The organism is Mesorhizobium sp. B2-5-4, assembly GCF_006441095.1.
Classification (GTDB): domain Bacteria; phylum Pseudomonadota; class Alphaproteobacteria; order Rhizobiales; family Rhizobiaceae; genus Mesorhizobium; species Mesorhizobium salmacidum.
The window spans coordinates 126,836-149,694 of record NZ_VFUR01000015.1 but is presented as its reverse complement, the minus strand read 5'-3'; the positions used below and the strand labels follow the sequence as shown (position 1 = coordinate 149,694).

Annotated in this window: 22 protein-coding genes; 5 read left to right on the top strand and 17 right to left on the bottom strand. The window is 63.0% G+C overall.

Features of this window, described 5'->3' with window-relative positions; all coding sequences use genetic code 11:
• Nucleotides 1–105 precede the first annotated feature (105 nt).
• The 14 genes from FJ492_RS19840 to FJ492_RS19770 form a co-directional block, all read right to left on the bottom strand.
• Nucleotides 106–732 carry a sarcosine oxidase subunit gamma family protein gene (locus tag FJ492_RS19840; protein WP_140507967.1) on the bottom strand — a complete coding sequence of 209 codons (627 nt, stop codon included), beginning with the start codon at nucleotides 730–732 and terminating at the stop codon, nucleotides 106–108.
• Complete coding sequence (locus FJ492_RS19835) at nucleotides 725–3,706, bottom strand: sarcosine oxidase subunit alpha (protein WP_140771701.1); 2,982 nt, start codon at nucleotides 3,704–3,706, stop codon at nucleotides 725–727. Before FJ492_RS19835 ends, FJ492_RS19840 begins: the two co-directional genes overlap by 8 nt.
• 226 nt (nucleotides 3,707–3,932) lie before the next feature.
• Nucleotides 3,933–4,208 carry a sarcosine oxidase subunit delta gene (locus FJ492_RS19825; RefSeq protein WP_140507961.1) on the bottom strand — a complete coding sequence of 92 codons (276 nt, stop codon included), beginning with the start codon at nucleotides 4,206–4,208 and terminating at the stop codon, nucleotides 3,933–3,935.
• Nucleotides 4,209–4,222: 14 nt separating this feature from the next.
• Nucleotides 4,223–5,476 carry a sarcosine oxidase subunit beta family protein gene (locus FJ492_RS19820; RefSeq protein WP_027142254.1) on the bottom strand — a complete coding sequence of 418 codons (1,254 nt, stop codon included), beginning with the start codon at nucleotides 5,474–5,476 and terminating at the stop codon, nucleotides 4,223–4,225.
• A gap of 38 nt (nucleotides 5,477–5,514) precedes the next feature.
• Nucleotides 5,515–6,822, bottom strand: a complete 1,308-nt coding sequence (gene glnT / locus FJ492_RS19815; protein WP_140507959.1) for a type III glutamate--ammonia ligase — start codon at nucleotides 6,820–6,822, stop codon at nucleotides 5,515–5,517.
• 32 nt (nucleotides 6,823–6,854) lie between these two features.
• Entirely contained in the window at nucleotides 6,855–8,183 is a 1,329-nt protein-coding gene (locus tag FJ492_RS19810) for an FMN-binding glutamate synthase family protein (RefSeq protein ID WP_140771697.1), read from the bottom strand.
• Nucleotides 8,184–8,189: 6 nt separating this feature from the next.
• On the bottom strand, nucleotides 8,190–8,891 hold the full coding sequence (locus FJ492_RS19805; protein WP_246672909.1) for a GXGXG domain-containing protein: 702 nt from the start codon (nucleotides 8,889–8,891) through the stop codon (nucleotides 8,190–8,192).
• Between the two features lie 25 nt (nucleotides 8,892–8,916).
• Nucleotides 8,917–9,813 carry a glutamine amidotransferase family protein gene (locus FJ492_RS19800; RefSeq protein ID WP_140716964.1) on the bottom strand — a complete coding sequence of 299 codons (897 nt, stop codon included), beginning with the start codon at nucleotides 9,811–9,813 and terminating at the stop codon, nucleotides 8,917–8,919.
• Nucleotides 9,814–9,897: 84 nt separating this feature from the next.
• Nucleotides 9,898–10,227 (bottom strand): hypothetical protein, encoded by a 330-nt coding sequence (locus FJ492_RS19795; protein WP_140771695.1) that lies wholly within the window; start codon nucleotides 10,225–10,227, stop codon nucleotides 9,898–9,900.
• Entirely contained in the window at nucleotides 10,224–10,913 is a 690-nt protein-coding gene (locus FJ492_RS19790) for a hypothetical protein (RefSeq protein WP_181166696.1), read from the bottom strand. The genes FJ492_RS19795 and FJ492_RS19790 overlap by 4 nt, the downstream gene beginning before the upstream one ends.
• 44 nt (nucleotides 10,914–10,957) lie before the next feature.
• Complete coding sequence (locus tag FJ492_RS19785) at nucleotides 10,958–12,358, bottom strand: APC family permease (protein ID WP_140716960.1); 1,401 nt, start codon at nucleotides 12,356–12,358, stop codon at nucleotides 10,958–10,960.
• 14 nt (nucleotides 12,359–12,372) lie between these two features.
• Entirely contained in the window at nucleotides 12,373–12,534 is a 162-nt protein-coding gene (locus tag FJ492_RS19780; protein ID WP_027142261.1) for a hypothetical protein, read from the bottom strand.
• A 32-nt stretch (nucleotides 12,535–12,566) separates the two neighbouring features.
• Nucleotides 12,567–12,944 carry a hypothetical protein gene (locus FJ492_RS19775; RefSeq protein WP_140507946.1) on the bottom strand — a complete coding sequence of 126 codons (378 nt, stop codon included), beginning with the start codon at nucleotides 12,942–12,944 and terminating at the stop codon, nucleotides 12,567–12,569.
• Between the two features lie 11 nt (nucleotides 12,945–12,955).
• Entirely contained in the window at nucleotides 12,956–13,243 is a 288-nt protein-coding gene (locus tag FJ492_RS19770) for a hypothetical protein (RefSeq protein ID WP_140507945.1), read from the bottom strand.
• Between the two features lie 287 nt (nucleotides 13,244–13,530).
• Between FJ492_RS19770 and FJ492_RS19765 the strand changes: the two genes are divergently transcribed.
• The 4 genes from FJ492_RS19765 (at nucleotide 13,531) to FJ492_RS19750 (ending at nucleotide 17,392) form a co-directional block, all read left to right on the top strand.
• Nucleotides 13,531–14,664, top strand: a complete 1,134-nt coding sequence (locus FJ492_RS19765; RefSeq protein WP_140771693.1) for an aminomethyltransferase family protein — start codon at nucleotides 13,531–13,533, stop codon at nucleotides 14,662–14,664.
• Between the two features lie 38 nt (nucleotides 14,665–14,702).
• The gene (locus FJ492_RS19760) at nucleotides 14,703–15,299 is read left to right on the top strand and encodes a dimethylamine monooxygenase subunit DmmA family protein (RefSeq protein ID WP_027142264.1); all 597 of its coding nucleotides are present in this window, start codon (nucleotides 14,703–14,705) and stop codon (nucleotides 15,297–15,299) included.
• A complete protein-coding gene (locus tag FJ492_RS19755; protein WP_140771691.1) occupies nucleotides 15,296–16,261 on the top strand; it encodes a PDR/VanB family oxidoreductase in 966 nt (321 codons plus the stop codon). The genes FJ492_RS19760 and FJ492_RS19755 overlap by 4 nt, the downstream gene beginning before the upstream one ends.
• A 90-nt stretch (nucleotides 16,262–16,351) precedes the next feature.
• Nucleotides 16,352–17,392, top strand: coding sequence for a DUF3445 domain-containing protein (locus FJ492_RS19750; RefSeq protein WP_140507937.1), 1,041 nt, complete (start codon nucleotides 16,352–16,354; stop codon nucleotides 17,390–17,392).
• A 64-nt stretch (nucleotides 17,393–17,456) separates the two neighbouring features.
• On the opposite strand, the gene FJ492_RS19745 is transcribed toward FJ492_RS19750, so the two are convergent.
• Nucleotides 17,457–18,173: an XRE family transcriptional regulator gene (locus FJ492_RS19745; protein WP_140507935.1), complete on the bottom strand. Its 717-nt coding sequence runs from the start codon at nucleotides 18,171–18,173 to the stop codon at nucleotides 17,457–17,459.
• Between the two features lie 257 nt (nucleotides 18,174–18,430).
• On the opposite strand from FJ492_RS19745, the gene FJ492_RS19740 reads away from it, so the two are divergent.
• On the top strand, nucleotides 18,431–19,789 hold the full coding sequence (locus tag FJ492_RS19740; protein ID WP_140507933.1) for an NAD(P)/FAD-dependent oxidoreductase: 1,359 nt from the start codon (nucleotides 18,431–18,433) through the stop codon (nucleotides 19,787–19,789).
• 19 nt (nucleotides 19,790–19,808) lie between these two features.
• On the opposite strand, the gene FJ492_RS19735 is transcribed toward FJ492_RS19740, so the two are convergent.
• Nucleotides 19,809–21,791, bottom strand: coding sequence for an ABC transporter permease subunit (locus FJ492_RS19735; RefSeq protein ID WP_140771688.1), 1,983 nt, complete (start codon nucleotides 21,789–21,791; stop codon nucleotides 19,809–19,811).
• Nucleotides 21,788–22,858, bottom strand: coding sequence for a glycine betaine/L-proline ABC transporter ATP-binding protein (locus FJ492_RS19730; RefSeq protein WP_140745779.1), 1,071 nt, complete (start codon nucleotides 22,856–22,858; stop codon nucleotides 21,788–21,790). The genes FJ492_RS19735 and FJ492_RS19730 overlap by 4 nt, the downstream gene beginning before the upstream one ends.
• Nucleotide 22,859 lies beyond the last annotated feature (1 nt).

Sequence of the window (22,859 nt, the reverse complement as noted above, 5' to 3'; positions counted from 1 at the left end):
TCCGCTTCACCGCCATCGCAAATCCCTCCGAGCAATAATCGAAGTGAATCACAATGCCAGAATTGCGCAACAGGCCCGCAAGGGGAGAAGGACAGGTGCGCCATGCTACGCCAAGTCCTCCGAATGCCCGATCTCGACACCATACTCGGCACCCGAGTCCAGCATAGTATGCCACAAGCTCTCGGCGAACGTCGCGAACACCAGGACGTTGAACACCGCCTGTCCGTCCCGCGCATCATTGCCGCGCCACAGCGCGACGCTGGTGTGGTCCATCGAGGTGGCTGCCGCGGTTCCGACCGGGAACGCCGCTGGATATAGATCGATCGACGACAGTTTGGCGAGCAGGGCGCGCGCCTTGTCGCCGGAAATGCGGATCAACACCCGCGCATGCGACTGGTCCGACAGCGAAGCCGAGGCCGCGAAACCTGGAGCCAGCGACCCCACCTGATGTCTGCCGCCTTTCGACAGCACGAAGAACTGATCCGGTCCCGACCAGATGAGCGTGGCTTCGGCTGCTCCAGCCGTCTTCGGTGTTTCCGGAACCGCTACGCCGAAATGCGCGTTAGCGGCGCTCGCCATCTCGGCCGCCTTGCCGCGTCGCGCCATCACCTGGACCAGATCGAAATTGCGAATTTCGGTCAGGGTGACGCCGGCCTCGCCATGCGCGCCATACGGTCCCGAAACCAGCGCGCAATCGAGCGGGCTGCGGGTTTCCCAGGAAAACTCAGCCACGCTGGCGCCCTCCATCCGGATCGTAGAACACGGGGTTGCAAATCTCGACGTCATAGTTTTCGCCGCGCAGCGGATCGTGCGCATGCACGATCTCGCCGATGCGCTCGCGACCGCGTTCGACAAGCCCAAGCCCGATCCATTGGTCTGATATCGGCGAGAAGCAGACCGAGGTGACGTAGCCCTGGTCGTTATCAGGCCCGGCTGTCTGCCCCTTCGGAATGATGTGCGCGCCGGAGCGTAGCCGTCGCGTTTTGTCGGTCGGCTTGATGCCGACGACGACCTGCCGATCCGCAGCAACCAACGCCTCGCGGCCGGCCATCACGCGGCCGATGAAATCTTTCTTGGTCGACATCATCTTGCCGAGGCCGAGATCGGCCGCGGTGGTCGTGCCGCTGAGTTCCGGTCCCGCGACATGGCCTTTTTCGATGCGCATGACGCCGAGCGCCTCGGTGCCGTAAGGCGTCACGCCGAACGGCTGGCCCGCGATCATCAGATTGCGGGCCATCGCCTCGCCGTAGCGCGCCGGCACCGAAATCTCGAACGCCATTTCGCCGGAGAAGGAGATGCGGAACAGCCGCGCCTTGACGCCGCCGCGCAACGCGACTTCGCGTACGCCCATGAAGGGGAAGCCTTCGTTGGAAAGGTCTTCCGAAGAATCGACGATCTCTTTCAACAGGTCGCGGGTTTTGGGTCCGGCGATCGAAAATTGCGCCCACTGGTCGGAGACCGAAGTCAGCTGGACATCGAGTTCAGGGAACAGCACCTGCCGGCAGAATTCGAGATGCTGCATCACCAGTCCGGCCTTGGCCGTGGTGGTGGTCAGGAAATAGTGGTCCTCGGCCAGACGCGACGTGGTGCCGTCATCGTAGACGATGCCGTCCTCGCGCAGCATCAGTCCGTAGCGCGCTTTTCCCACCGCAAGATTGGAGAAGGTATTGATGTAGACGCGGTCGAGGAAGGCGCCGGCGTCGGCGCCATGCACGTCGATCTTGCCAAGCGTCGAGACATCGCAGAAGCCGACGCCGGAGCGCACTGCCTTGACCTCGCGGGTCACCGATTCCAGCCAGTCCTTCTCGCCGGCGCGCGGATACCATTGCGCGCGCTTCCACAGACCGGTGTCGACGAAGATCGCGCCCTGTTCGGCGGCCCAGTGATGCGACGGCGTCAGCCGCGTCGCGTGAAAAGTCTCGTCGCGATGATGGCCGGCGAAGGCGCCTATGGCGACCGGCACATAGGGCGGCCGGTAGATTGTCGTGCCGGTCTCGGGAATGGATTTGCCTGTGATCGCCGCCATGATGGCGAGGCCGGCGACGTTCGAGGTCTTGCCCTGGTCGGTTGCCATGCCAAGCGTGGTGTAGCGCTTCAGGTGCTCGACCGATTCAAAACCTTCGCGCTGCGCCAGCTCGATATCCGATGCGGTGACATCATGCTGCTGGTCGACAAAGGCTTTGCCCTTGCCCGCGACATGCCACAGCGGCGTGAGCGAAAAAGCTTGGTCGTCGGCCACCGGCGTGGAGCCTGTACCATTGCCGTGTCCGGCATCACGTGCCGCCGCCGCGCCCGCCGCAAATCCTTCGCGCAGGCAGGCGCCAAGTCCGAAGGCGCCGTTGGCGGCACCCGCGGCAACCATGCCGGGCGGCGCGCCGTCGGGCACGAAGGCGGCGATGTCGTCGCGCCATTTCGGTCGCCCGCGATGATAGGAGGTGAGCCCGACCGCCGGGTTCCAGCCGCCGGAAACGGCAAGCCCATCGGCTTCTACTTCGGCACGCGCGCCGCCGGTGAGTGCGACGGAAATCTTGCGCACGCCATTCTTGCCGCCGTCGATGCCGCTGACGGTGCCATGCAGGACGGGAAAGCCGCTCTTGCTGGCAAGCGAGCGCTGCTCGGGCGCGATTTCCGCGCGCGCGTCGATCACGGCAGCGACCTGCAGCCCGGCGCCGAGTGCCGTCTCGACCGTGCGCCAGCCATCCTCATTGTTGGTGAACAGGGCGATGCGCTTGGCCGGCGCCGCGGCGTAACGTGCGATATAGCTGCGCATGGCGGACGCCATCATCACGCCCGGCGTGTCGTTGCCGGCAAAGACGATTGGCCGTTCGAGCGCGCCCGCCGCGACGACGCAGCGCTTGGCCACGATCCGCCATAGCCGCTGGCGCACCTGGTGCTCCGGCGGCGAGGGCAGGTGGTCGTTGACGCGCTCGATCGCGCCGTAGGTGCCGCCATCATAGACGCCGAACAGCGTCGTGCGCGTCATGATGCGGACATCGGGCATGGCGGCAAGCTCACTGAGCGTGCGCGCAATCCATTCGGCGGCAGGCAATCCGTCGATCATGCCGCCATCGGCAAGCAGCCGGCCGCCGAGGACAAAATCCTCTTCGCACAGGATGACGCGGGCGCCGCTGCGGCCTGCTGCGAGGGCGGCCGCGAGGCCAGTCGGGCCAGAGCCGGCGATCAGCACGTCGCAATGCGCCCAGGCCTTGTCGTAATGGTCTGGATCGGCGATGCCCGCGGCGCGGCCAAGACCGGCGGCACGGCGGATCGCCGGCTCATAGATCGCTTCCCAGAACTTCGCCGGCCACATGAAGGTCTTGTAGTAAAAACCGGCGACGAAGATAGGCGCGAACAGCTGGTTGACCGACATCACGTCGAAGTCGAGCGACGGCCAGCGGTTCTGGCTGGCGGCGTCGAGCCCTTCATAGAGCTCCGCCGTCGTCGCCTTGGTGTTCGGCTCGCGCCGTGCACCGCCGCGCAATTCGACCAGCGCGTTGGGCTCTTCCGAGCCAGCGGTCAGAATGCCGCGCGGGCGGTGATACTTGAACGAGCGGCCAACCAGCTTGACGCCGTTGGCAACCAATGCCGAGGCAAGCGTGTCGCCTTTGAAACCGGAGAAGCTCTTGCCGTCGAAACCGAAGTTGAGCGGCGCCGAGCGGTCGACAAGACCGCCGTCGGCGAGGCGATTGGGTTGAAAGGAAGTCACGATGCACGCCTCACAATCGGAAGGTCGGCGCCGCCTCTCATCGCCCTGTCGGGCACTTCGCCCCGTATAGTGACGGGGAGAAGGCGGCTGGCCGCGATGCTGGCTCTCTTCCTGCAACGCTGGCGATTGGCGAAACCGGCGATGGGAGCGCCCCTCTCCCCGTCCCTATACGGGGAGAGGATGCCGGCAGGCAGGTGAGGGGCAGCGCCGAGTTCGATAGGAAATCTCATTTCGCGACCTGCCTAGCGCCGGCACCTGCCGCTGGTTCGACCGCCGAAATCTCGTGCGTCAGCGTGTTGCGAGTGACTTTCAGCCAAGCCCGGCAACCGCCGCCGTGATACCAGTTCTCGTCCATCACGCCGGCGATGTTGTCGCGCAGATAGACGTAATCGTAGACCTCATCTTCCGATGCTCCAGGTGCCGGCCGCACCGGCTTGGCGTCGCCGAGATAGGTGAATTCGCCGAGTTCGCGTTCGCCGCAGAAGGGACAGGTGATGCGCATGGTTCCAGCCGCCTTCAGTGCAGGTTCGGTTGGGCGCCCTGGCCCTTTTCGTCGATGACAGCACCGGACCGGAACCGGTCGAGACGGAAGCGGGCGGCCTCCTCATGCGATTCATCGCGGGCAAGCAGATGGGCGAAGACAAAGCCTGAGCCAGGTGTCGCCTTGAAGCCGCCATAGCACCAGCCGGCGTTGAGGTAGAGCCCGTCGACCGGTGTCTTGTCGATGATCGGCGAACCATCCATCGACATGTCCATGATGCCGCCCCATTGGCGCAGCAGGCGCACGCGGCCGATCATCGGCATCAGCGCCATGCCGCCCTCGCAGACATCTTCCATGACAGGCATGTTGCCGCGCTGGGCGTAGGAATTGTAGCCGTCGATGTCGCCGCCGAAGACCAGCCCGCCCTTGTCGGACTGGCTGACATAGAAGTGGCCGGCGCCGAAGGTCATGACACCGGGAATGAGAGGCTTGATCGCCTCCGAGACGAAGGCCTGCAGCACATGGCTTTCGATCGGCAGCCGCAGGCCGGCCATTGCCGCGACGCGAGACGAAGAGCCGGCTACTGCCATGCCGACCTTGCCGGCGCCGATCCTGCCGCGCGACGTCTCGACGCCGGTCACCTTGCCGTTGGCGTCCCTAACAAAGCCGGTGACTTCGCAGTTCTGGATGATGTCGACGCCGAGTTCGCTGGCAGCGTGGGCGTAGCCCCAGGCCACGGCGTCGTGCCGCGCCGTGCCGCCGCGCCGTTGCAGCAGCCCGCCCTGCACGGGAAAGCGCGCATTGTCGAAATTCAGGAACGGGATCATCTTCCTGACCGCCGCCAGGTCGAGCAGTTCGGCGTCGATACCGTTGATGCGCATGGTGTTGCCGCGCCGCGCATAGGCGTCGCGCTGCGCGTCGGAATGGTAGAGGTTGATGACGCCGCGCTGGCTGACCATCGCGTTGTAGTTGAGGTCCTGCTCCATCCGCTCCCACAGCTTCATCGACAATTCGTAGAAGCCGGTATTGCCGGGCAGGCCGTAATTGGAGCGAATGATGGTGGTGTTGCGGCCGGCATTGCCGGAGCCGATCCAGCCCTTTTCCAGCACCGCGACATTTTTGATGCCGAACTCGCTGGCCAGGAACCAGGCGGTGGCCAGCCCATGGCCGCCACCGCCGATGATCACGACGTCATAGCGATCCTTCGGCGCGGCGTCGCGCCAGGTGCGTTGCCAGTTCTTGTGGCCGGAAAGAGCGGCGCGGGCGAGCGAGAAGATCGAGTATTTCATAAAATCATTCCAAGGCCGCTCGCCCTACGCGTTGGAGCTTAGATATCCAGCGTGTGGTCGCGCTCCCACTGCGTGAAGTGCGAAGCATAGGAATTCCATTCCTGGTGCTTCAGCTTTAGGTATGCCGACGAAAATTCCTCACCCAGCGCCGCCTTGAGCGATTTGTCGTGGTCGAACTCGCGCAGCGCGTCGAGCAGGTTGAGCGGCAGTTTCGGCGCATCCGTGACGGTATGGCCGAGCTGGTACATGTCGATGTCGTAGCGCTTGCCGGGGTCGGCCTTGGAGCGGATGCCGTCGAGGCCGGCGGCGATGATGACGGCCTGCAGCAAATACGGGTTGGCCGCGCCGTCGGGCAGGCGCAGCTCGAAGCGGCCCGGCCCCGGCACGCGCACCATGTGGGTGCGGTTGTTGCCGGTCCAGGTCACCGTGTTCGGCGCCCAGGTCGCGCCCGAAATGGTGCGCGGCGCGTTGATGCGCTTGTAAGAATTCACCGTCGGATTGGTGATCGCGGCAAGCGCCGAAGCGTGCTTCATGATGCCGCCGAGGAAATTCTTGCCCTTGGCCGAGAGGCCGAGTTCCATCGACTTGTCGGCAAACACATTGGTCTTGCCGGTCTCGTCCCACACCGAGATATGGGCATGGCAGCCATTGCCGGTCAGGCCCTGGAAGGGTTTGGGCATGAAAGTCGCGCGCAGCCCATGCTTTTCAGCGATCGACTTGACCATGAACTTGAAGAAGGAGTGCTTGTCGGCGGTCGGCAACGCATCGTCGAAGGCCCAGTTCATCTCGAACTGGCCGTTGGCGTCCTCGTGATCGTTCTGGTAGGCGCCCCAGCCGAGCGCCAGCATGTGGTCGCAGATCTCGGCGATGACATCGTAACGGCGCATCACCGCCTGCTGGTCGTAGCAAGGCTTCGAAGCCGTGTCGTATTCGTCGGAGATCGCCTTGCCGTCCGGCGAGATCAGGAAGAACTCGGCCTCGACGCCGGTCTTGACATGCATGCCGTCGGCGGCTGCCTCGGCGATCAGCCGCTTCAGCGTGTTGCGTGGCGCCTGGCCGACCTCCTTGTCGTCCATGATGCAGTTGGCGGCGACCCAGGCGACTTCCGGTTTCCATGGCAGCTGGATGACCGAGTCCGGATCCGGCACCGCCAGCATGTCGGGATGCGCCGGCGTCAGATCAAGCCAGGTGGCGAACCCGGCGAAGCCCGCACCGTCCTTCTGCATGTCGGCGATCGCCTGCGCCGGCACCAGCTTGGCGCGCTGGCCACTGAACAGGTCAGTGTAGGAAATCATGAAATATTTGACGCCGTTCTCTTTGGCGAATGCGGCGAGATCGTTCCCCATTATAGTTCCTCGCTTATGTCTTTGGATGTGTTCTAGAAGCCGTTCTTTCCCGGTATCCAGTTGGTGCCGGCCAGCGGCACGCCGGCCATGGCGGCGGCCTCGATCGTCAATGCGACGAGGTCCTCGGGTTCGAGATTGTGCAGGCTGTTCTTGCCGCAGGCGCGGGCGATGGTCTGCGCCTCCAGCGTCATCACCTTCAAATAGTTCGCCAGCCGGCGCCCGGCGGCCACGGGGTCGACCCGCTTCATCAGTTCCGGATCCTGCGTGGTGATGCCGGCAGGGTCTTTGCCCTCATGCCAGTCGTCATAGGCGCCTGAGGTGGTGCCGAGTTCGTTGTACTCCGCCTCCCAGCGGGGATCATTGTCGCCGAGCGCCACGAGTGCCGCCGTGCCGATCGACACCGCGTCGACGCCGAGCGCCAGCGCCTTGGCGACATCGGCGCCGTTGCGGATGCCGCCGGAGACGATCAGCTGCACCTTGCGGTGCATGCCGAGATCCTGCAGCGCCTGCACGGCTGGCCTGATACAGGCGAGCGTCGGCTGGCCGACATTTTCGATGAACACTTCCTGCGTCGCCGCCGTGCCGCCCTGCATGCCGTCGACCACCACGACATCGGCGCCGGCCTTCACCGCGAGTGCCGTATCATAGTAGGGGCGGGCGCCACCGACCTTGATGTAGATCGGCTTTTCCCAGTCGGTGATTTCACGCAATTCGAGGATCTTGATCTCAAGGTCGTCCGGGCCGGTCCAGTCGGGGTGGCGCGAGGCCGAGCGCTGGTCGATGCCTTTCGGCAGCGTCCGCATCTCGGCGACGCGATCGGAAATTTTCTGGCCAAGCAGCATGCCGCCGCCGCCGGGCTTGGCGCCCTGGCCGACGACGACTTCGATGGCATCGGCGCGGCGCAGGTCGCGCAGGTTCATGCCATAGCGCGACGGCAGGTACTGATAGACCAGTTGCTTGGAATGACCGCGTTCTTCCTCGGTCATGCCGCCATCGCCGGTCGTAGTCGATGTGCCCGACAGCGTCGCGCCGCGCCCGAGCGCTTCCTTGGCCGGGCCGGATAGCGAGCCGAAGCTCATGCCGGCGATGGTGATCGGGATCTTTAGTTCGATCGGCTTCTTCGCATGCCGCGACCCCAGCACCACTGACGTGTCGCAGCGCTCGCGGTAGCCTTCCAGCGGATAGCGCGAAATCGAGGCGCCGAGAAACAGAAGATCATCGAAATGCGGCAGCTTGCGTTTGGCGCCGGCACCTCTGATATCGTAGATGCCGGTCGCCGCGGCGCGGCGGATTTCGGAAAGCGTGTAGTCGTCGAAGGTCGCGGATTTGCGCGGCGTCGTCGGCGGGTTGCGATAGGTCATGCTGCCTCAATACGCGTCGGCGTTGTCGATATTGAAATTGTAGAGCGTGCGCGCCGAGCCGTAGCGCTTGAACTCCGACGGCTTGACGCCGGTCACGCCGGCGCGATCCAGCAGACCCTGCAGCAACTCCAGATGCTCGGGCCGCAACTCCTTGGCAATGCAGTCGGCGCCCAGGCTGTCGACCTTGCCGCGTACGAAGAGCCGCGCCTCGTAGATGGAATCGCCCAGCGCGTCGCCGGCATCGCCCAGCACCACGAGATTGCCGGACTGCGCCATGAAGGCCGACATGTGGCCGATATTGCCGTGCACGACGATGTCGATGCCCTTCATTGAGATGCCGCAGCGCGACGACGCATTGCCTTCGATGACCAGCAGCCCACCCTTGCCGGTGGCGCCGGCATACTGGCTGGCGTCGCCCTTGATGACGATGGAACCCGACATCATGTTCTCGCCGACGCCCGGGCCGGCCGAACCATGCACGGTGATCGCGCTGCCCGAATTCATGCCGCCGCAGTAATAGCCGACGCTGCCGCGCACATCGATGCTGACGGGCTGGTCGACGCCGACGGCGACCGAATGGCTGCCTTTCGGGTTGAGCACTTCCCACGCCGTCTCGTTCGAGCCGGGAGCCAGATTGTGCAGCGCCTGGTTGAGTTCGCGCAGCGACAGGACGTCGAGGTCGAAGACGCGCGCATGGCTGTCGCGCATTGCCTTGGAGGTTGCCGGCATGAACTCAATGCTCCCAGAAATAGACGGTTGCGGGCTCCGGTTCCCAGACCCTCGCATTGTCTATGCCGGGCAGTTTGGTCAGCGCGCGATATTCCGAGCCGAAGGCGACATACTGGTCGGTCTCGGCCATCACGGCGGGCTTGCAGGCGATCGGATCGCGCACCACGCCAAAACCGTTCTTGGTGCCGACGACGAAGGTGAAGAAGCCGTCGAGGTCGGAGAGCGTGCCTTCCAGTGCCTCGCCGAGGTTCTTGCCATGGGCCATCTGCGAGGAAAGGTAGGCGGCCGCCACCTCGGTATCGTTCTCGGTCTCGAATTTCATGCCTTCGCGCACCAGCTCGCGGCGGACATTGTTGTGGTTGGACAACGAACCATTGTGCACCAGGCACTGGTCGGCACCCGTCGAGAATGGATGCGCGCCCATCGTCGTCACCGCCGATTCCGTCGCCATGCGGGTGTGGCCGATGCCATGCGTGCCGGTCATCTTGCGGACATCGAAGCGATCGACGACAGCTTCGGGCAGGCCGACTTCCTTGTAGATCTCCACCGCTTCGCCGGCGCCCATGATGCGGATGTCGGGCCTGAGCGACTGAAGGGCTTCACGCGCCGCGTCGACCTTGTCGGGCGTGGTCCTGACCACCGCGTGTGTCGATTTGACCGCAATGCTCACCGGCGCTCCGAGAGCCTTGGCGAGTTCGGCGTCCAGGCCGCGGAAATCGCGTTCCGGCTTCGGCGACTGGATGGTGATCTTGGCCTCGTTGCCTGATGTCGCGCCATAGATGGCGATGCCGGCGCTGTCAGGGCCGCGATCGCTGAGCGATACCAGCATCTCCGACAGCATCGCGCCGAGCTTCGGCTCCAGCGCCTTGTCCTTCAGGAAAAGTCCAACGATTCCGCACATGTCAGCCTCCCGACGTTTGTGACTAGAGATGATGTACCGAATGAAATCCTGGAATTCAATGGGATGAAAAAAATTTTCCTCTGATTACGTATGCGGCTCAATGCCACTCTGCGTATTATCGCTCTGCGGTCGGGCATTATGAGCCCATTTGGCGGTACGGATGCGGGCGATCTTGTAGGCGTCGAGGATCGACAGCGCATAGAGCAGAAAGCCGCCCGCATGACGGCCGACGAAGCTCGCATCCGGCGGCGAAATCTTGGCGGTCACCCAGGCCAGGATGACCATGAAGAAAAGGAACTGCAGTCCGCGCACGGGTACGCCAAGAATGACATGACCGCTTGCCGGCAGCACGATTGCGGCGCCCATCACGAGATAAGGGCTCACGGGTGCCGGCGATGTGTTTGAAGTGCTCATGCCACCTGCCGTTCGCCTTGGTTGATGGCGTCCCGCAGCTTCGAGAGAGAGACGAGCAGCCGCTCGATCAGCGTCGCATCGATCCGCGTGTCACCGAACGCTGCTTGCCGGAAGACGCCGTAGCGTGCCCGCTCTGCCTCGGCCAGCAGCCACACGATGCGCACTCCGTTTGGCGTGATCAGCAGCTCCTTGGCGCGGCCATCCGCAAAGGTTTCAAGATGACCGGCGATGATGCCTTGCGGGAAACGCGTGCCTCTGCGATCCGTCCGCAGCACCGCTTCGGCTGGAAATCCCGGAGCTTTCGGCAGCGTATGGTCCAGATGATCGAAATTGGAGAAGGTCGTCGGTGAGCCCGGCCGCATCATCATATCGAAAATGGCGGGTACCGCGACCTTCTCGGTGATCGAAACACTAAGCCAGCGCGCCGGCAGTTTCCGCGTCGCCAGCGTGTCGACGATGGTGCGCAACTGGACGCGTTGGCCGTTCCACGAACCTTCCCAGGTGATGACGCCGGCGGTGCCGTCCGAGACATTGGCCGCGTCCGCGACGACGGTGCGAATGCTGGCATCGTCGTCGGCGAGCGCTGCCGAGGTCCTGTCGCGGCTGCGGCGTGCCAGCCACGCAAAATGAAGGACGAGAGCCAGGACAATTGCCCCGGCAAGCAGTGCTGATGTCACTTCGGACATTTTTCGTGCAAGGCCCGTCCAGATCCTGGGCGGGCCTACTCCCATCAATAGCCCTGCGGCTTCGGCCACGGCATGGTGAACTGGTCGCCCCGCCGCACGAATTTGTAGCGGTAGAAATGGAACCACAGCGAGATCAGGAAATAAAAGGCGACCATGGCGATCAACTGCGAGCCGAAGCCGAGGAAGATGGCGAAGAAGGTCACCACGCACAGGCAGAACAGGACGATTGCCGGCAACGGATGGAAGGGGTGCGTGTAGCCGCGGCGGATCGAGCCCAGCGGCCACTTCTTCCTGAACATCATGATGTTGATGCTCATGAAAGTGTATTGCAGCACGCCCGACAGGATCGAGAAGGTGATCGCCTGGTTGAGATCGGCGATGAAGGCGAAGGCCAGTGCGATTGGCAGCAGGAACAGGATCGACCGGTAGGGCGTGCGGTATTTCGGATGGACCGCCGAAAACCAGCTCGGCAGATAGCGGTCGCGGCCAAGCGAGAACCAGGCGCGCGCCGCGTCGTTGATGCAGCCATTGGCGGAGGCAAGCGCGGCGAGCAGCGTCGCTATGAACAGAAGGTTCTCCAGCAGCGGGCTGCCGGTCAGCTTGCCGGCGTCCCACAGCGGATAATAGGTGATGCCGAGATATTCCCAAGGCATCAGCGAGGCGCAGACATACCAGGTCATGGCGGCGGCGATCAGAAGCGTGATCATGCCGGCCATGGTGCCGTAGGGCAGGGAACGTGCGGGCGAGCGCACTTCCTCGGCCGCCTGCGTGGTGCCTTCGATGCCGAGATAATACCAGATGCCGAACTGGAAGGCGGCGATGACGCCGATCCAGCCATAGGGCAGCGCGTTGCCTGGAGTGACCAGTTCGTTGAGCTTCAGCACCGCGCCTTGCGTCCACGGGCTGACCGAGAAGAACAGGACGACGATCGAGACATAGGCGATGGCCGTTATGACGAAGTTGACGTTGAGCGTCATCAGCACGCCGCGATAGTTGAGCCAGGCCAGAACCACGATGGTGGCGGCGATGAAGGAATTGTGGGTTAGCCCTTCTACACCCGCCTTGGCGACGATGGTGTCGCCGAGCAGGATGGCATCGGACACTTCCAGCATCGTGTAGGCAAAAACCAGGAAGAGCGCGACGTTGAACGCCATCAGCGGGCCAACGATGTGCTTGGCCTGCGCATATTGGCCGCCGGCGGCGGCCACCGTCGACGTCACCTCGGAATCGATCATGGCCACCGAGGTGTAGAGCAGCCCGACGACCCAGCACACGATCAGGGCCGCCAGCGCGCCGCCCTTGTCGGCCGAGAAATTCCAGCCGGTGAACTCGCCGACCAGAACGATGCCGACACCGAGCGCCCAGACATGGGCCGGGCCAAGCACCCGAAGCAGCGATACCCGATCGCCGTGAATTGTGGTGGTGGTTTCAAGCGCGACCGTCATCGATCAATCCCCACTCAGATCCGGTGTTTTTCGGAAACGGCTTCAAGCTCGCCTTCGCGCGACGAGGTCAGAACGTCCTCGGAGTAGTTCGTATCGACCTTGAACCAGTCGTAGAGCATCCAAAGCGCGAGCACGATCGAGATGCCCCAGCATGCGTAAGAGAGTGCCACCCACATGATCGTGTCCCCAAATTCTTCGTCGTCAAACTCTATTTGTCGTCGAACTTTTCGTTGATGACATCGCGATATTCGCGGTCGGATGCCCGGAACAGGAACACGAAATAACCGATCAGCACGGCCGCCATGATGATCAGCGTCGGCCAGTCGATGATGTAGTGGAACCGGTTCTGGATGACGTCGTGCGCGGTCTCCGGCGTATAGCCGAGCTTTTCCCAGATCGACGCCATGGTCGGATTCTGCCCGAGCGCTTCCCAGGTCTTGGCATCGAGCGCATCGATGGATTTCGCGGCACCGGCAAGACCAAGCTTCAGCGGCAGCCACAGCGCCACGAAGATGGCGACCACGACAATGGCGATATCGAAGACTTGCCCGGCCTTGCTCTGCTCCGGCGGCGTATAGCGGGACATTGTTTCTCCCCTCAGGACTTGCGGTTGCGGGACGCGTCGGCGTTCTTGATGTCGAGCCCGTAGATGAACTCCTTGTCTTCCTTGTAGTGTTTGACCATCGCCAGGATGGCTGCTGTGTTGAAGATGAGCACCGCGGCTGCGGCCAGAGCAACGACGGCCTTGATGCCGCCCTGCGGAATGTATGGCCATGTCATGAAGAGGACGAAGAGGATCGTCGCCCACAGGCAGACGATCAGGAGCGCGGATCCGCGCAAGTCGGAGCGGTACAGCGCCTCGATGCGCTGCTGCAGGTCTGACATCGGTTTTCCCCTTCTTTGCCGACGTCCGGTTCCGAATCCACCGCCCGCCGCTCTCTTTCAAGAGAGTGAAATTTTTTTCATAAGTTCCGCCCGAATCTCGGACTTGTCAAGACCAATTTACGTGGCGTTAACCGCTCGTTTCGAGTGAACAATTTTGCCTGACAATGAAATTATTTGCTTCAAGGGGATTGCAGGCTTCCCGCGTTTGCGGTCAATATTCCGTCCAAAGCTCCGGCCTCAGGCAAAGGAGCAGGGAACAGCAGGATTTTCGAACGGAGGACGAGCGGATGACGGCATCCTGGAGATTTTCAACCCTGGCGGATCGCCATCGCGCTCTGGGGTCGAAACTCGAAGACTGGAGCGGTATGGGCACCGCCTGGACCTACGACAAGGATGCCGATGAGGAATATATCGCCATCCGCACCAAGGCCGGGCTCATGGATGTTTCCGGCCTGAAGAAGGTGCACATCACAGGGCCGCACGCCTCGCATCTCATCGACCTCGCCACAACGCGCGACGCCGAAAAAATCTATCCCGGCAAGTCGGCCTATGCCTGCATGCTGAACGAAGCGGGAAAGTTCACCGACGACTGCATCCTCTACCGCACGGGACCGAATTCCTGGATGGTGGTGCACGGCTCGGGCACCGGCCACGAGGAACTGCAGCGGGCGGCGATGGGCCGCGACGTGTCGCTGCGCTTCGACGACAATCTGCACGATTTGTCGCTGCAGGGGCCGGCGGCGGTCGACTATCTGGCCAAGCACGTGTCCGGCATCCGCGACCTCAACTATTTCCATCACATGCAGACGCAGCTGTTCGGCTTCCCCGTCATGATCTCGCGCACCGGCTATACCGGCGAGCGCGGATACGAGATCTTCTGCCGTGGCCAGGACGCCGGCACGATCTGGGACAGGATCCTCGACGAGGGCAAGGGCGCCGGCATCATACCGTGCCGCTTCACCACCCTCGATATGCTGCGCGTCGAGAGCTACCTCTTGTTCTACCCCTATGACAATTCGCAGAAATACCCGTTCGAGAACGAAGGCCCCGGCGACACGCTTTGGGAACTCGGGCTCGACTTCACCGTCAGCCCCGGCAAGACCGGGTTCCGCGGCGCCGAAGAGCACTATCGCCTGAAAGGCAAGGAGCGCTTCAAGATCTACGGCGTCCTGCTCGACGGCAAGGAACCGGCCGATGAAGGCGCTCCGATCTATCGCGACGGCAAAAAGGTCGGCGTGGTCACCTGCGCCATGTATTCGCCGCTGGTCGAGAAATCGATGGGCATCGCCCGGCTCGACGTCGACTGCGCTGTCAAGGACACCAAGCTCGAAATCCGCAACAAGAGCGGTCCCATCAAGGCGACGGCGCAGCCCTTGCCGTTCGACGATCCCAAGAAGACCAAGCGCACGGCGAAAGGCTGAGGCATAATCGACGAGGGGTTTCGAGGCACAAAGACAGAATGGCAGCCAAGACCATCATCAGCCGGCCGATTTACGGGACCTTGTCTCCGCAGCCCGGCACGCATCATCTTTTCCTAGCGGATGCGGAAGGCGCGCTCGCGATAACGGACATGGCCGCCAGGGCTCCGGGCGGGTTCTTCGACGGGGCCGAAATCGTCTTCATTCCCGGTCCTGACGGCCAATACGTTGCCGCTCTCGAAGCGTTGAAGCCGGCGCAACTGCACATCGCGCCGTCCTTCGCCAGTCTGCTGCCACGTCTGAGGCAGACGCTGACCAACGCGCATATGGGTCTGCGCCTCTATCTCGCCGGCACCGAAGGGCTGATCGGCCAGGCCATGCAGGTGGCGCTCGAAGCCGGCATCGATCACACCTCCATGCAGACCGAGCATCGCGGCTCGCTGGCAAGGCGCATGCAGTGCGTGCACTGCAAGGGCATCACCGAGAATGTCACGACGCAGCCGGCGACCTGTTCGCATTGTGGCCTGCTTCTGTTGGTACGCGATCACTATTCAAGGCGCCTCGCCGCGTTCCAGGGCGTCTGCATCAATGCCGAAGATCGCAGTGAAATTCCTCCCATGGAGGAGATCTTTCGATGAGCACCGGAACCACCAAGCTCGACGTCGTCGTCGGCGATGTCGTCCCGGTCAACGACTTGGTCACCCGTTTCCATTTTCGCCGGCGTGATGGTGAGCTGTTGCCGACCTTTTCCGGCGGCGCCCATGTCGTGGTCGAGATGCGCGATGGCGAGCGCACAAGGCTCAATCCCTATTCGCTGATGGGCTCGCCGCTCGACACGCGCGAATACACCATCTCGGTGCGCCGCGACGATGTCGGTCGTGGCGGCTCGCTGTTCATGCACAGGTCGGTCAAGCCGGGCCTGGAGATGGTGATCAGCTATCCCGTCAATCTGTTCTCACTCGATCTCAGGGCCAAAAAGCACCTGATGCTGGCCGGCGGCATCGGCATCACGCCGTTCATGGCCCAGACCGCGCAACTGGCGGGCGAAGGCGGCAATTTCGAACTGCACTACACCTGCCGCACCGCCTCGCTCGGCACCTATGCCGACGTGCTGCGGGAGCGCTACGGCCGTCGAGTCAGGCTCTATCACGATGACCGCGAGGAGCGCATAGAGCTCGACCGGATGCTGTCCTCGCAGCCGCTCGGCACGCATCTCTATGTCTGCGGCCCCGCCGGCATGATTAACTGGGTGCGCGAGCGGGCTGCCGTGCTCGGCTGGCCGCCGGAGACAGTGCACTACGAGCATTTCGCGGCGCCGCAGCCCGGCCTGCCGTTCGACGTGACGCTTGCCGTCAGCGGCAAGACCATCCGCGTCGGCGAGCAGCAGAGTCTGCTCGAAGCCATCGAAGCCGCCGGCGTCGATCCGCCCTATCTCTGCCGTGGCGGCGTCTGCGGCCAATGCGAGACCAACGTCATCTCTTGTGACGGCAAGTTCATCCACAACGACCATTGGCTGAGTGAGGAAGACCACCGTTCGGGCAGGAAGATCATGCCGTGCGTGTCGCGCTTCGAAGGCCGGTCGCTGGTGCTGGAGCGATAGAGCATTTTGCAGCCAAGTTAGTACGCTTGGCGTCGCAGAAATGCGGCTAAAACAAAGAGATAGAGCGGGCATCCCCTCTAGGAGGAAATCATGGGCATCACCTTTCGCAAGGAAACGTTCCGCGACGACTTCACCTTCAGGAACAGCCCTGAGCACATCAGGCGGTTTCCGTTCCCGTTCCACGAAGACAGCTACATGTACGCGGTCAACATCGAGCCGCATGTCGTCGGCCCGAAAGGCTCGGTGCTGGAGAACCTGATCGACGTCGACGAGCACTATGTCGCCGAGATGCAGGACCGCGCACTGGTGCTGGCCGAGGATCCGCTGCGCTGCCAGTCGCTGCCGCACATGACGCTCGCCGGCTGGGACCTGCTGGAACTTTTGATGGAGCAGCAGGCGCTGGGCTATCCCGAGCATTTCACGCTGACGCGCGATGGCGACCGCTGGCGCTGGATCAACCGGCCGCTCGGCATCGACGACACCTTCACCTTCGGCGACACCTCGACCTTGCCTTACGGGCCGATGGAATACATCACCCGCCAGAGCCAGGGCGATTTCTGCATACTCGACCAGCGCGACGGCAATCTGTGGATGGATGCCGGCATGGTCACCACCCAGGCCGACTGGTCGCTCGATTTCGACATCGGCATGAATTTCTTCGAGTGGCACGCCCCGGTGCCGCTGGCGCATGAGAAGGGAATTTTCGTCAGGGCGCTAAAATTCCTCACCAACATCCAGCAGGGCAAACCGGCCAGGCGCCTGAACTGGACGATGACCATCAATCCGCGCCTCGATACCAGCCCCGAAAATTATCACAAATGGGGACCGGACCGCACGACCGTGACGCCCGAGAATGTCGGCGACAAGGTGCATCTGCGGGTCGAACTGCAAAGCTTCTGGCGCCTGCCGCGCTCCAACGGCATCGTCTTCCCGATCCGCTGCTACCTGATCAAGATGGACGAGTTGGTGACGCAGCCGAAATGGGCACGGCGCCTGCACCGCGTGATCCGCGATCTGCCCGAGGAACTGGCCAATTACAAAGGCCTGACCCGGTATCGGTCGACGCTTGTCGAGTGGCTGTCGAAGCTGGATGATGGGAGTGCGACGAGCCCGGGGTTTGGGCCGGAATGAATTGCTGGTATTGGCGCTGCTCTCCACGTAACCAATCTCCCCCACGAGGGGGGAGATCGGCCACTTACCCCGCACTATTCTGCGGATAGCAAATAATCGACAAATAGCGCATCGGCAGCTTCGTCAGTTGTTCGGGCCCGTGCGGTGCGTCGGCGTCGAAGAACAGGCTGTCGCCAGGTTTCATCGGATAGAGGTTGCTGCCGTGCCGGTAAACGACCTCGCCCTCGAGCATGTAGAGGAACTCCATGCCCTCATGCTGGAAGGTCGGGAACACGTCGGAATCCTCGGTCAGCGTGATCAGATAGGGCTCGACGACGACGCCGCTGGTGTTCGAGCCGATATGGCCGAGCAGATTGTATTGGTGGCCGGCGCGCGTGCCGCGGCGTTCGACATCGAGGCCTTGGCCGGCCTTGACGAAGACAGCACTTCGCTCCTCCTCGAAGCGGCGGAAGAAGGCGGTGACGGGAACGCCGAGCGCCCGCGACAGCGCCTGCAAGGTGGTGAGCGACGGCGAGGTGATGCCATTCTCGATCTTCGACAGCATGCCCAGCGAAATGTCGGTGGCAACCGCGAGATCCGCGACGGTGATGCCGAGCTTCTTGCGGAAGGCCCGCACCTCGCGGCCGATCGCGACCTCCAGCACTTTTTCGCGGGTGTCGCGAATGGCGTGCGGGTTTTGTGTCAGTGGCGCGCGGATGGTCCTGCCGTCCGCCGACACTTTCGGTGACGGTTTTGCCTTTGCGCTCGCGGGAGCCTTGGTATCCGAAATTGCCTTTGCCATGTGCCCCCCGATCGTCAGGATTTATTTCACTCAAGGTGAACATGTCAGGTGCCGGTACAGAGCGCAACCGCAACGGCAAGTCATCTTATGTCGCACACGGCAGTGCAGCCATCGCGGCTGCCGCAGGTTTTTCGCCAGGAATCCGCTGTGCGCAAATGCCGTTCCCGCAGATGTCTGTTGACAGCACCAAGCGGCCAATTACTGTCACTGCCAGTGAAATTTGTTTCGCTGGGGAAATCAAAAAGAGGAGGCCCGGAATGAACACTCGCGTTGCCGTTATCGGAGCCGGACCGTCCGGTCTGGCCCAGCTCAGGGCCTTCAAGTCGGCCGCCGACAAGGGCGCCGACATTCCCGAGATCGTCTGCTTTGAAAAGCAGTCCGACTGGGGCGGCCTGTGGAACTACACCTGGCGCACCGGCCTCGACGAACATGGCGACCCCGTCCACGGCTCGATGTACCGCTACCTCTGGTCGAACGGTCCGAAGGAATGCCTGGAATTCGCCGACTACACGTTCGAGGAGCATTTCGGCCGGCCGATCGGCTCCTATCCGCCGCGCGCCGTGCTGTGGGATTACATCAAGGGCCGCGTCGAGAAGTCGGGCCTGCGCAAATGGGTGCGCTTCAACAGCCCGGTGCGCATGGTCACCTTCTCCGACGAGACGAAGAAATTCACGGTTACCGCGCATGACCGCACCAATGACGTGACTTACTCCGAGGAGTTCGACAATGTCGTCGTCGCTTCGGGGCATTTCTCCGTGCCCAACGTGCCCTATTTCGAAGGCTTCTCGACCTTCAACGGCCGCATCCTGCACAGCCACGATTTCCGCGACGCCATGGAGTTCAAGGGCAAGGACATCCTGATCATCGGCCGTTCCTATTCGGCCGAGGACATCGGCTCGCAATGCTACAAATACGGCGCGAAATCGATCACCTCCAGCTACCGCTCGAAGCCGATGGGCTTCAAATGGCCCGAGAATTGGAAAGAGGTGCCGCTGTTGCAGAAGGTCGTCGGCAAGACAGCGCATTTCAAGGACGGCACGACCAAGGATGTCGACGCCATCATCCTGTGCACCGGCTACCTCCATTCCTTCCCCTTCCTCACCGACGATCTCAAGCTCAAGACCGCCAACCGCATGTGGCCGCTGGACCTCTATGAGGGCGTCGTCTGGGAGAAGAACCCGAAGCTTTCGTACATCGGCATGCAGGACCAGTTCTACACCTTCAACATGTTCGACGCGCAGGCCTGGTTCGCGCGCGACGTCATCATGGGCCGCATCAAGTTGCCCTCGGCGGAGGCGATGGCGGCGCATGGCGCGAAATGGCGCGCCCGCGAGGAAACGCTCGAGGACGCCGAGCAGATGATCTGGTTCCAGGGCGACTACACCAAGGAGTTGATGGACCAGACCGACTATCCCGGCTTCGACGTCGAGGCGGTCAACCAGACCTTCATGGAATGGGAACACCACAAGGCGGAAGACATTATGAGCTTCCGCGACCACGCCTACCGCTCGCTGATGACCGGCACCATGGCGCCGCTGCACCACACGCCCTGGCTGCAGGCGCTGGACGATTCCATGGAGAGTTACCTTGAGGTGAAGGGCGTCGCGGCGGAGTAGCCGCGGCGCATCTTCCTGACTATCCGAGCCTTGCCCGCGCCTTCGCCGTCCAGGCATTGAACAGCCGGTCGGCGACGATGCCGATGAAGGCGATGGCCAGGCCCGCGACGATGCCGCGGCCGGAATCGGCCTTCGACAATGCGATGAACACTTCCTGGCCGAGGTCACGCGTGCCGACCATGGCGCAGATGATGATCATCGCCAGCGCCATCAGGATGGTCTGGTTGACGCCGAGCATGATCTCCGGCAGCGCCAGCGGCAGTTGCACCCGAAAGAAGGTCTGGCGCGGCGTGCAGCCCGAAACCTTCGCGGCCTCGATCAGCGCCGGCGGCACCTGCCTGATGCCGTGGTTGGTGTAGCGGATTGCCGGCACCACAGCGAAGGCAACCGTGGCGATCATCGCGGTGACGTCGCCGACACGGAACAGCATCACCACCGGAATGATGAAGCAGAAGGACGGCAGCACCTGCAGCGTGTCGATGACGGGCGTGACGATCTTTTCCAAGCGGTCGCTGCGCGCCTGCGCAAGCCCGATTGGAATGCCGATCAGGCAGGCGATGAAGGCCGATATGCCGCAGAGATAGACCGTCGCCATGGTCTTTTCCCAAAGGCCTGTGATGGCGCAGAAGGCGGTGAGTGCCGCGACAAGCGCGGCCAGCCGCAAACCTGAGAGCTGGTAGCCGGCAAGGCCGAGCAGGAACACCGCGCCCAGCCACGGAAATCCCTCGCAGAAGGCGCGCACTGGATTGAGCACATTGAGGATCAGCGCCACCCGAAACGCTTCGATGATGTCGAAGAAGTTGATCGTCACCCAGTTCACAGCCGCTTTCCACAGTGGCGCGGTGGTGAAGGTGATCGCCTTCGGCACGGCCGCGAAGGCCGGCACGAACAGGCCGAGCAGCGTCGTGACGACAAGAATGGCGATGGCCAGCGTCAGATTGGGGTAGCGCCGCCAGAAACGCGGGCTCGCGGACGACCGGTGGATATTGCCTGTTGCCTGCTTGTGGGCGATGGCCTGGCTCAGCCGGTCGAGCGCGATGGCGAGCGCGACGATTGCGAGTCCGGCTTCCATCGCTTCGCCGACCTTGAGCGCGCGCAGGGCGAGCAACACGTCGTAGCCAAGCCCGCCGGCGCCGATCATCGAGGCGATGATCACCATGTTGAGCGCCAGCATGATCACCTGGTTGACGCCCACCATCAGCGTCGGCCGCGCCGACGGCAACAGCACGCGCCACAATTTCTGTCGCGCCGTGCAGCCGGCCATTTCGCTGAAATCGTCGATCTCGGACGGCACCCGCGATAGGCCCAGCATCGTTGCCCGCACCATCGGCGGCGTGGCGAAGATGGCGGTGGCGATCATCGCCGAGACCGGGCTGTTGCCGAACAGCAGCAGCATCGGGATGAGATAGGCGAAGGTCGGGATGGTTTGCATCAGGTCGAGGGCAGGGGAGACGACGAACCGCTCCGCCCACGGCTTGCGCCACGCCCAGATGCCGGCGAATAGCCCGGTGACGATGCAGAACGGCACGGCGATCGAGATCAGCGCCAGGGTCAGCATGGCGCTGGTCCACTGGCCGAACAGCGCGATGTAGAGGAAACAGCCGCCAACCAGCAGGCCGAGTTTTCTGCCGCCGGCCGCATAGCCGGCAAGGAACGCCGCCGCGCAGACGCCAACCCAGGACAAACGCGGCAACGCGAAAGCGTCGGCGCCATGGCCGAACTTGAAATTCTTGGCCAAGAGATTGAGCGCGAAGTCGAGCGGCACGCCGAGCATCGCGGTGACCGAGCGGGTCAGCCAGGACAGGTTCGACTTGATCCAGCCCATCAGCGCGCTGACCCACTCGGCGACGGGGACGACCGCCTCTAGCGGATAGTTGACGGCCCATGGCAGTTTGTCCTGAAGCAGGAACACCACCAGCACGGCGGCAAGCGCGAGCACCCAGATCACCATCCACCGCTGAATTGGTGGCCTTGTCTGGCTGGCGCTTGCCGTCACCGTCATGCGCCGGCTCGCTCGATGCCGGCCAGCAGATCGATCACCGCTTGCGGCGTCACTTCGCCGATCGGCGTGCCGGTGCCGTTGATCACCGCGAACGGTTTGCCGACGGCAACTATGCTGGCGGAAAAACTCGCTATCTTGGCCCCCGGCGCCACGGTGCCGCCATGCTCGGCGCCGTCGCAAGCGCGCATCAGGCTACGCGCCGAGATCACCTTGGCGCGGTCGACGTCGCGGGTGAACTCGGCGACATAGTCGGTCGCCGGATTGACCACCAGTTCTTCCGGCGTGCCGATCTGGATCACCTCGCCGTCTTTCATGATGGCGATGCGGTCGGCGAGACTGATCGCCTCGTCGAAATCATGGGTGATGAACACAATGGTCTTGTGCAGCATGGTCTGCAGCCGCATCAACTCATCCTGCATTTCGCGGCGGATGAGCGGATCCAATGCAGAGAACGGCTCGTCGAGAAACCATATCTCGGGCTTGGTTGCGAGGCTGCGGGCGATGCCGACGCGCTGCTGCTGGCCGCCCGACAATTCGCGCGGGTAGAAATGTTCGCGCCCGCGCAGGCCGACGAGTTCGATGACCTCGCGGGCGCGCGCCTCGCGTGTCGAACGATCCTGCCCCTGGATGCTGAGCGGGAAGGCGATGTTGTCGAGCACGTTGAGATGCGGCAGCAGGGCGAAGTTCTGGAACACCATGCCCATGCGGTGGCGCCTGAGTTCGATCAGTGCGGCATCGGAAATCTTGAGCAGGTCCTTGCCTTCGAATTCGACCTTGCCATGTGTCGGCTCGACCAGCCGCGACATGCAGCGCACCAGCGTCGATTTGCCGGAGCCCGAAAGCCCCATGATGATGAAGATCTCGCCCTGCCGGATTTCGAGATCGACGGCGCGAACCGCACCCACCAGCCCGGCCGCCGAGACGTCAGCCATGCTGGCCTTGCCGTCGCGCTCGCGGATAAAATCGGCGGCGTTCGAGCCGAACAGTTTCCAGACATTACGGCAGGCAAGTTTTATCGGGCGGGGATTCTTTCCCGCGTTCGATGCCTGTTCACTCGCTTCCGTCATT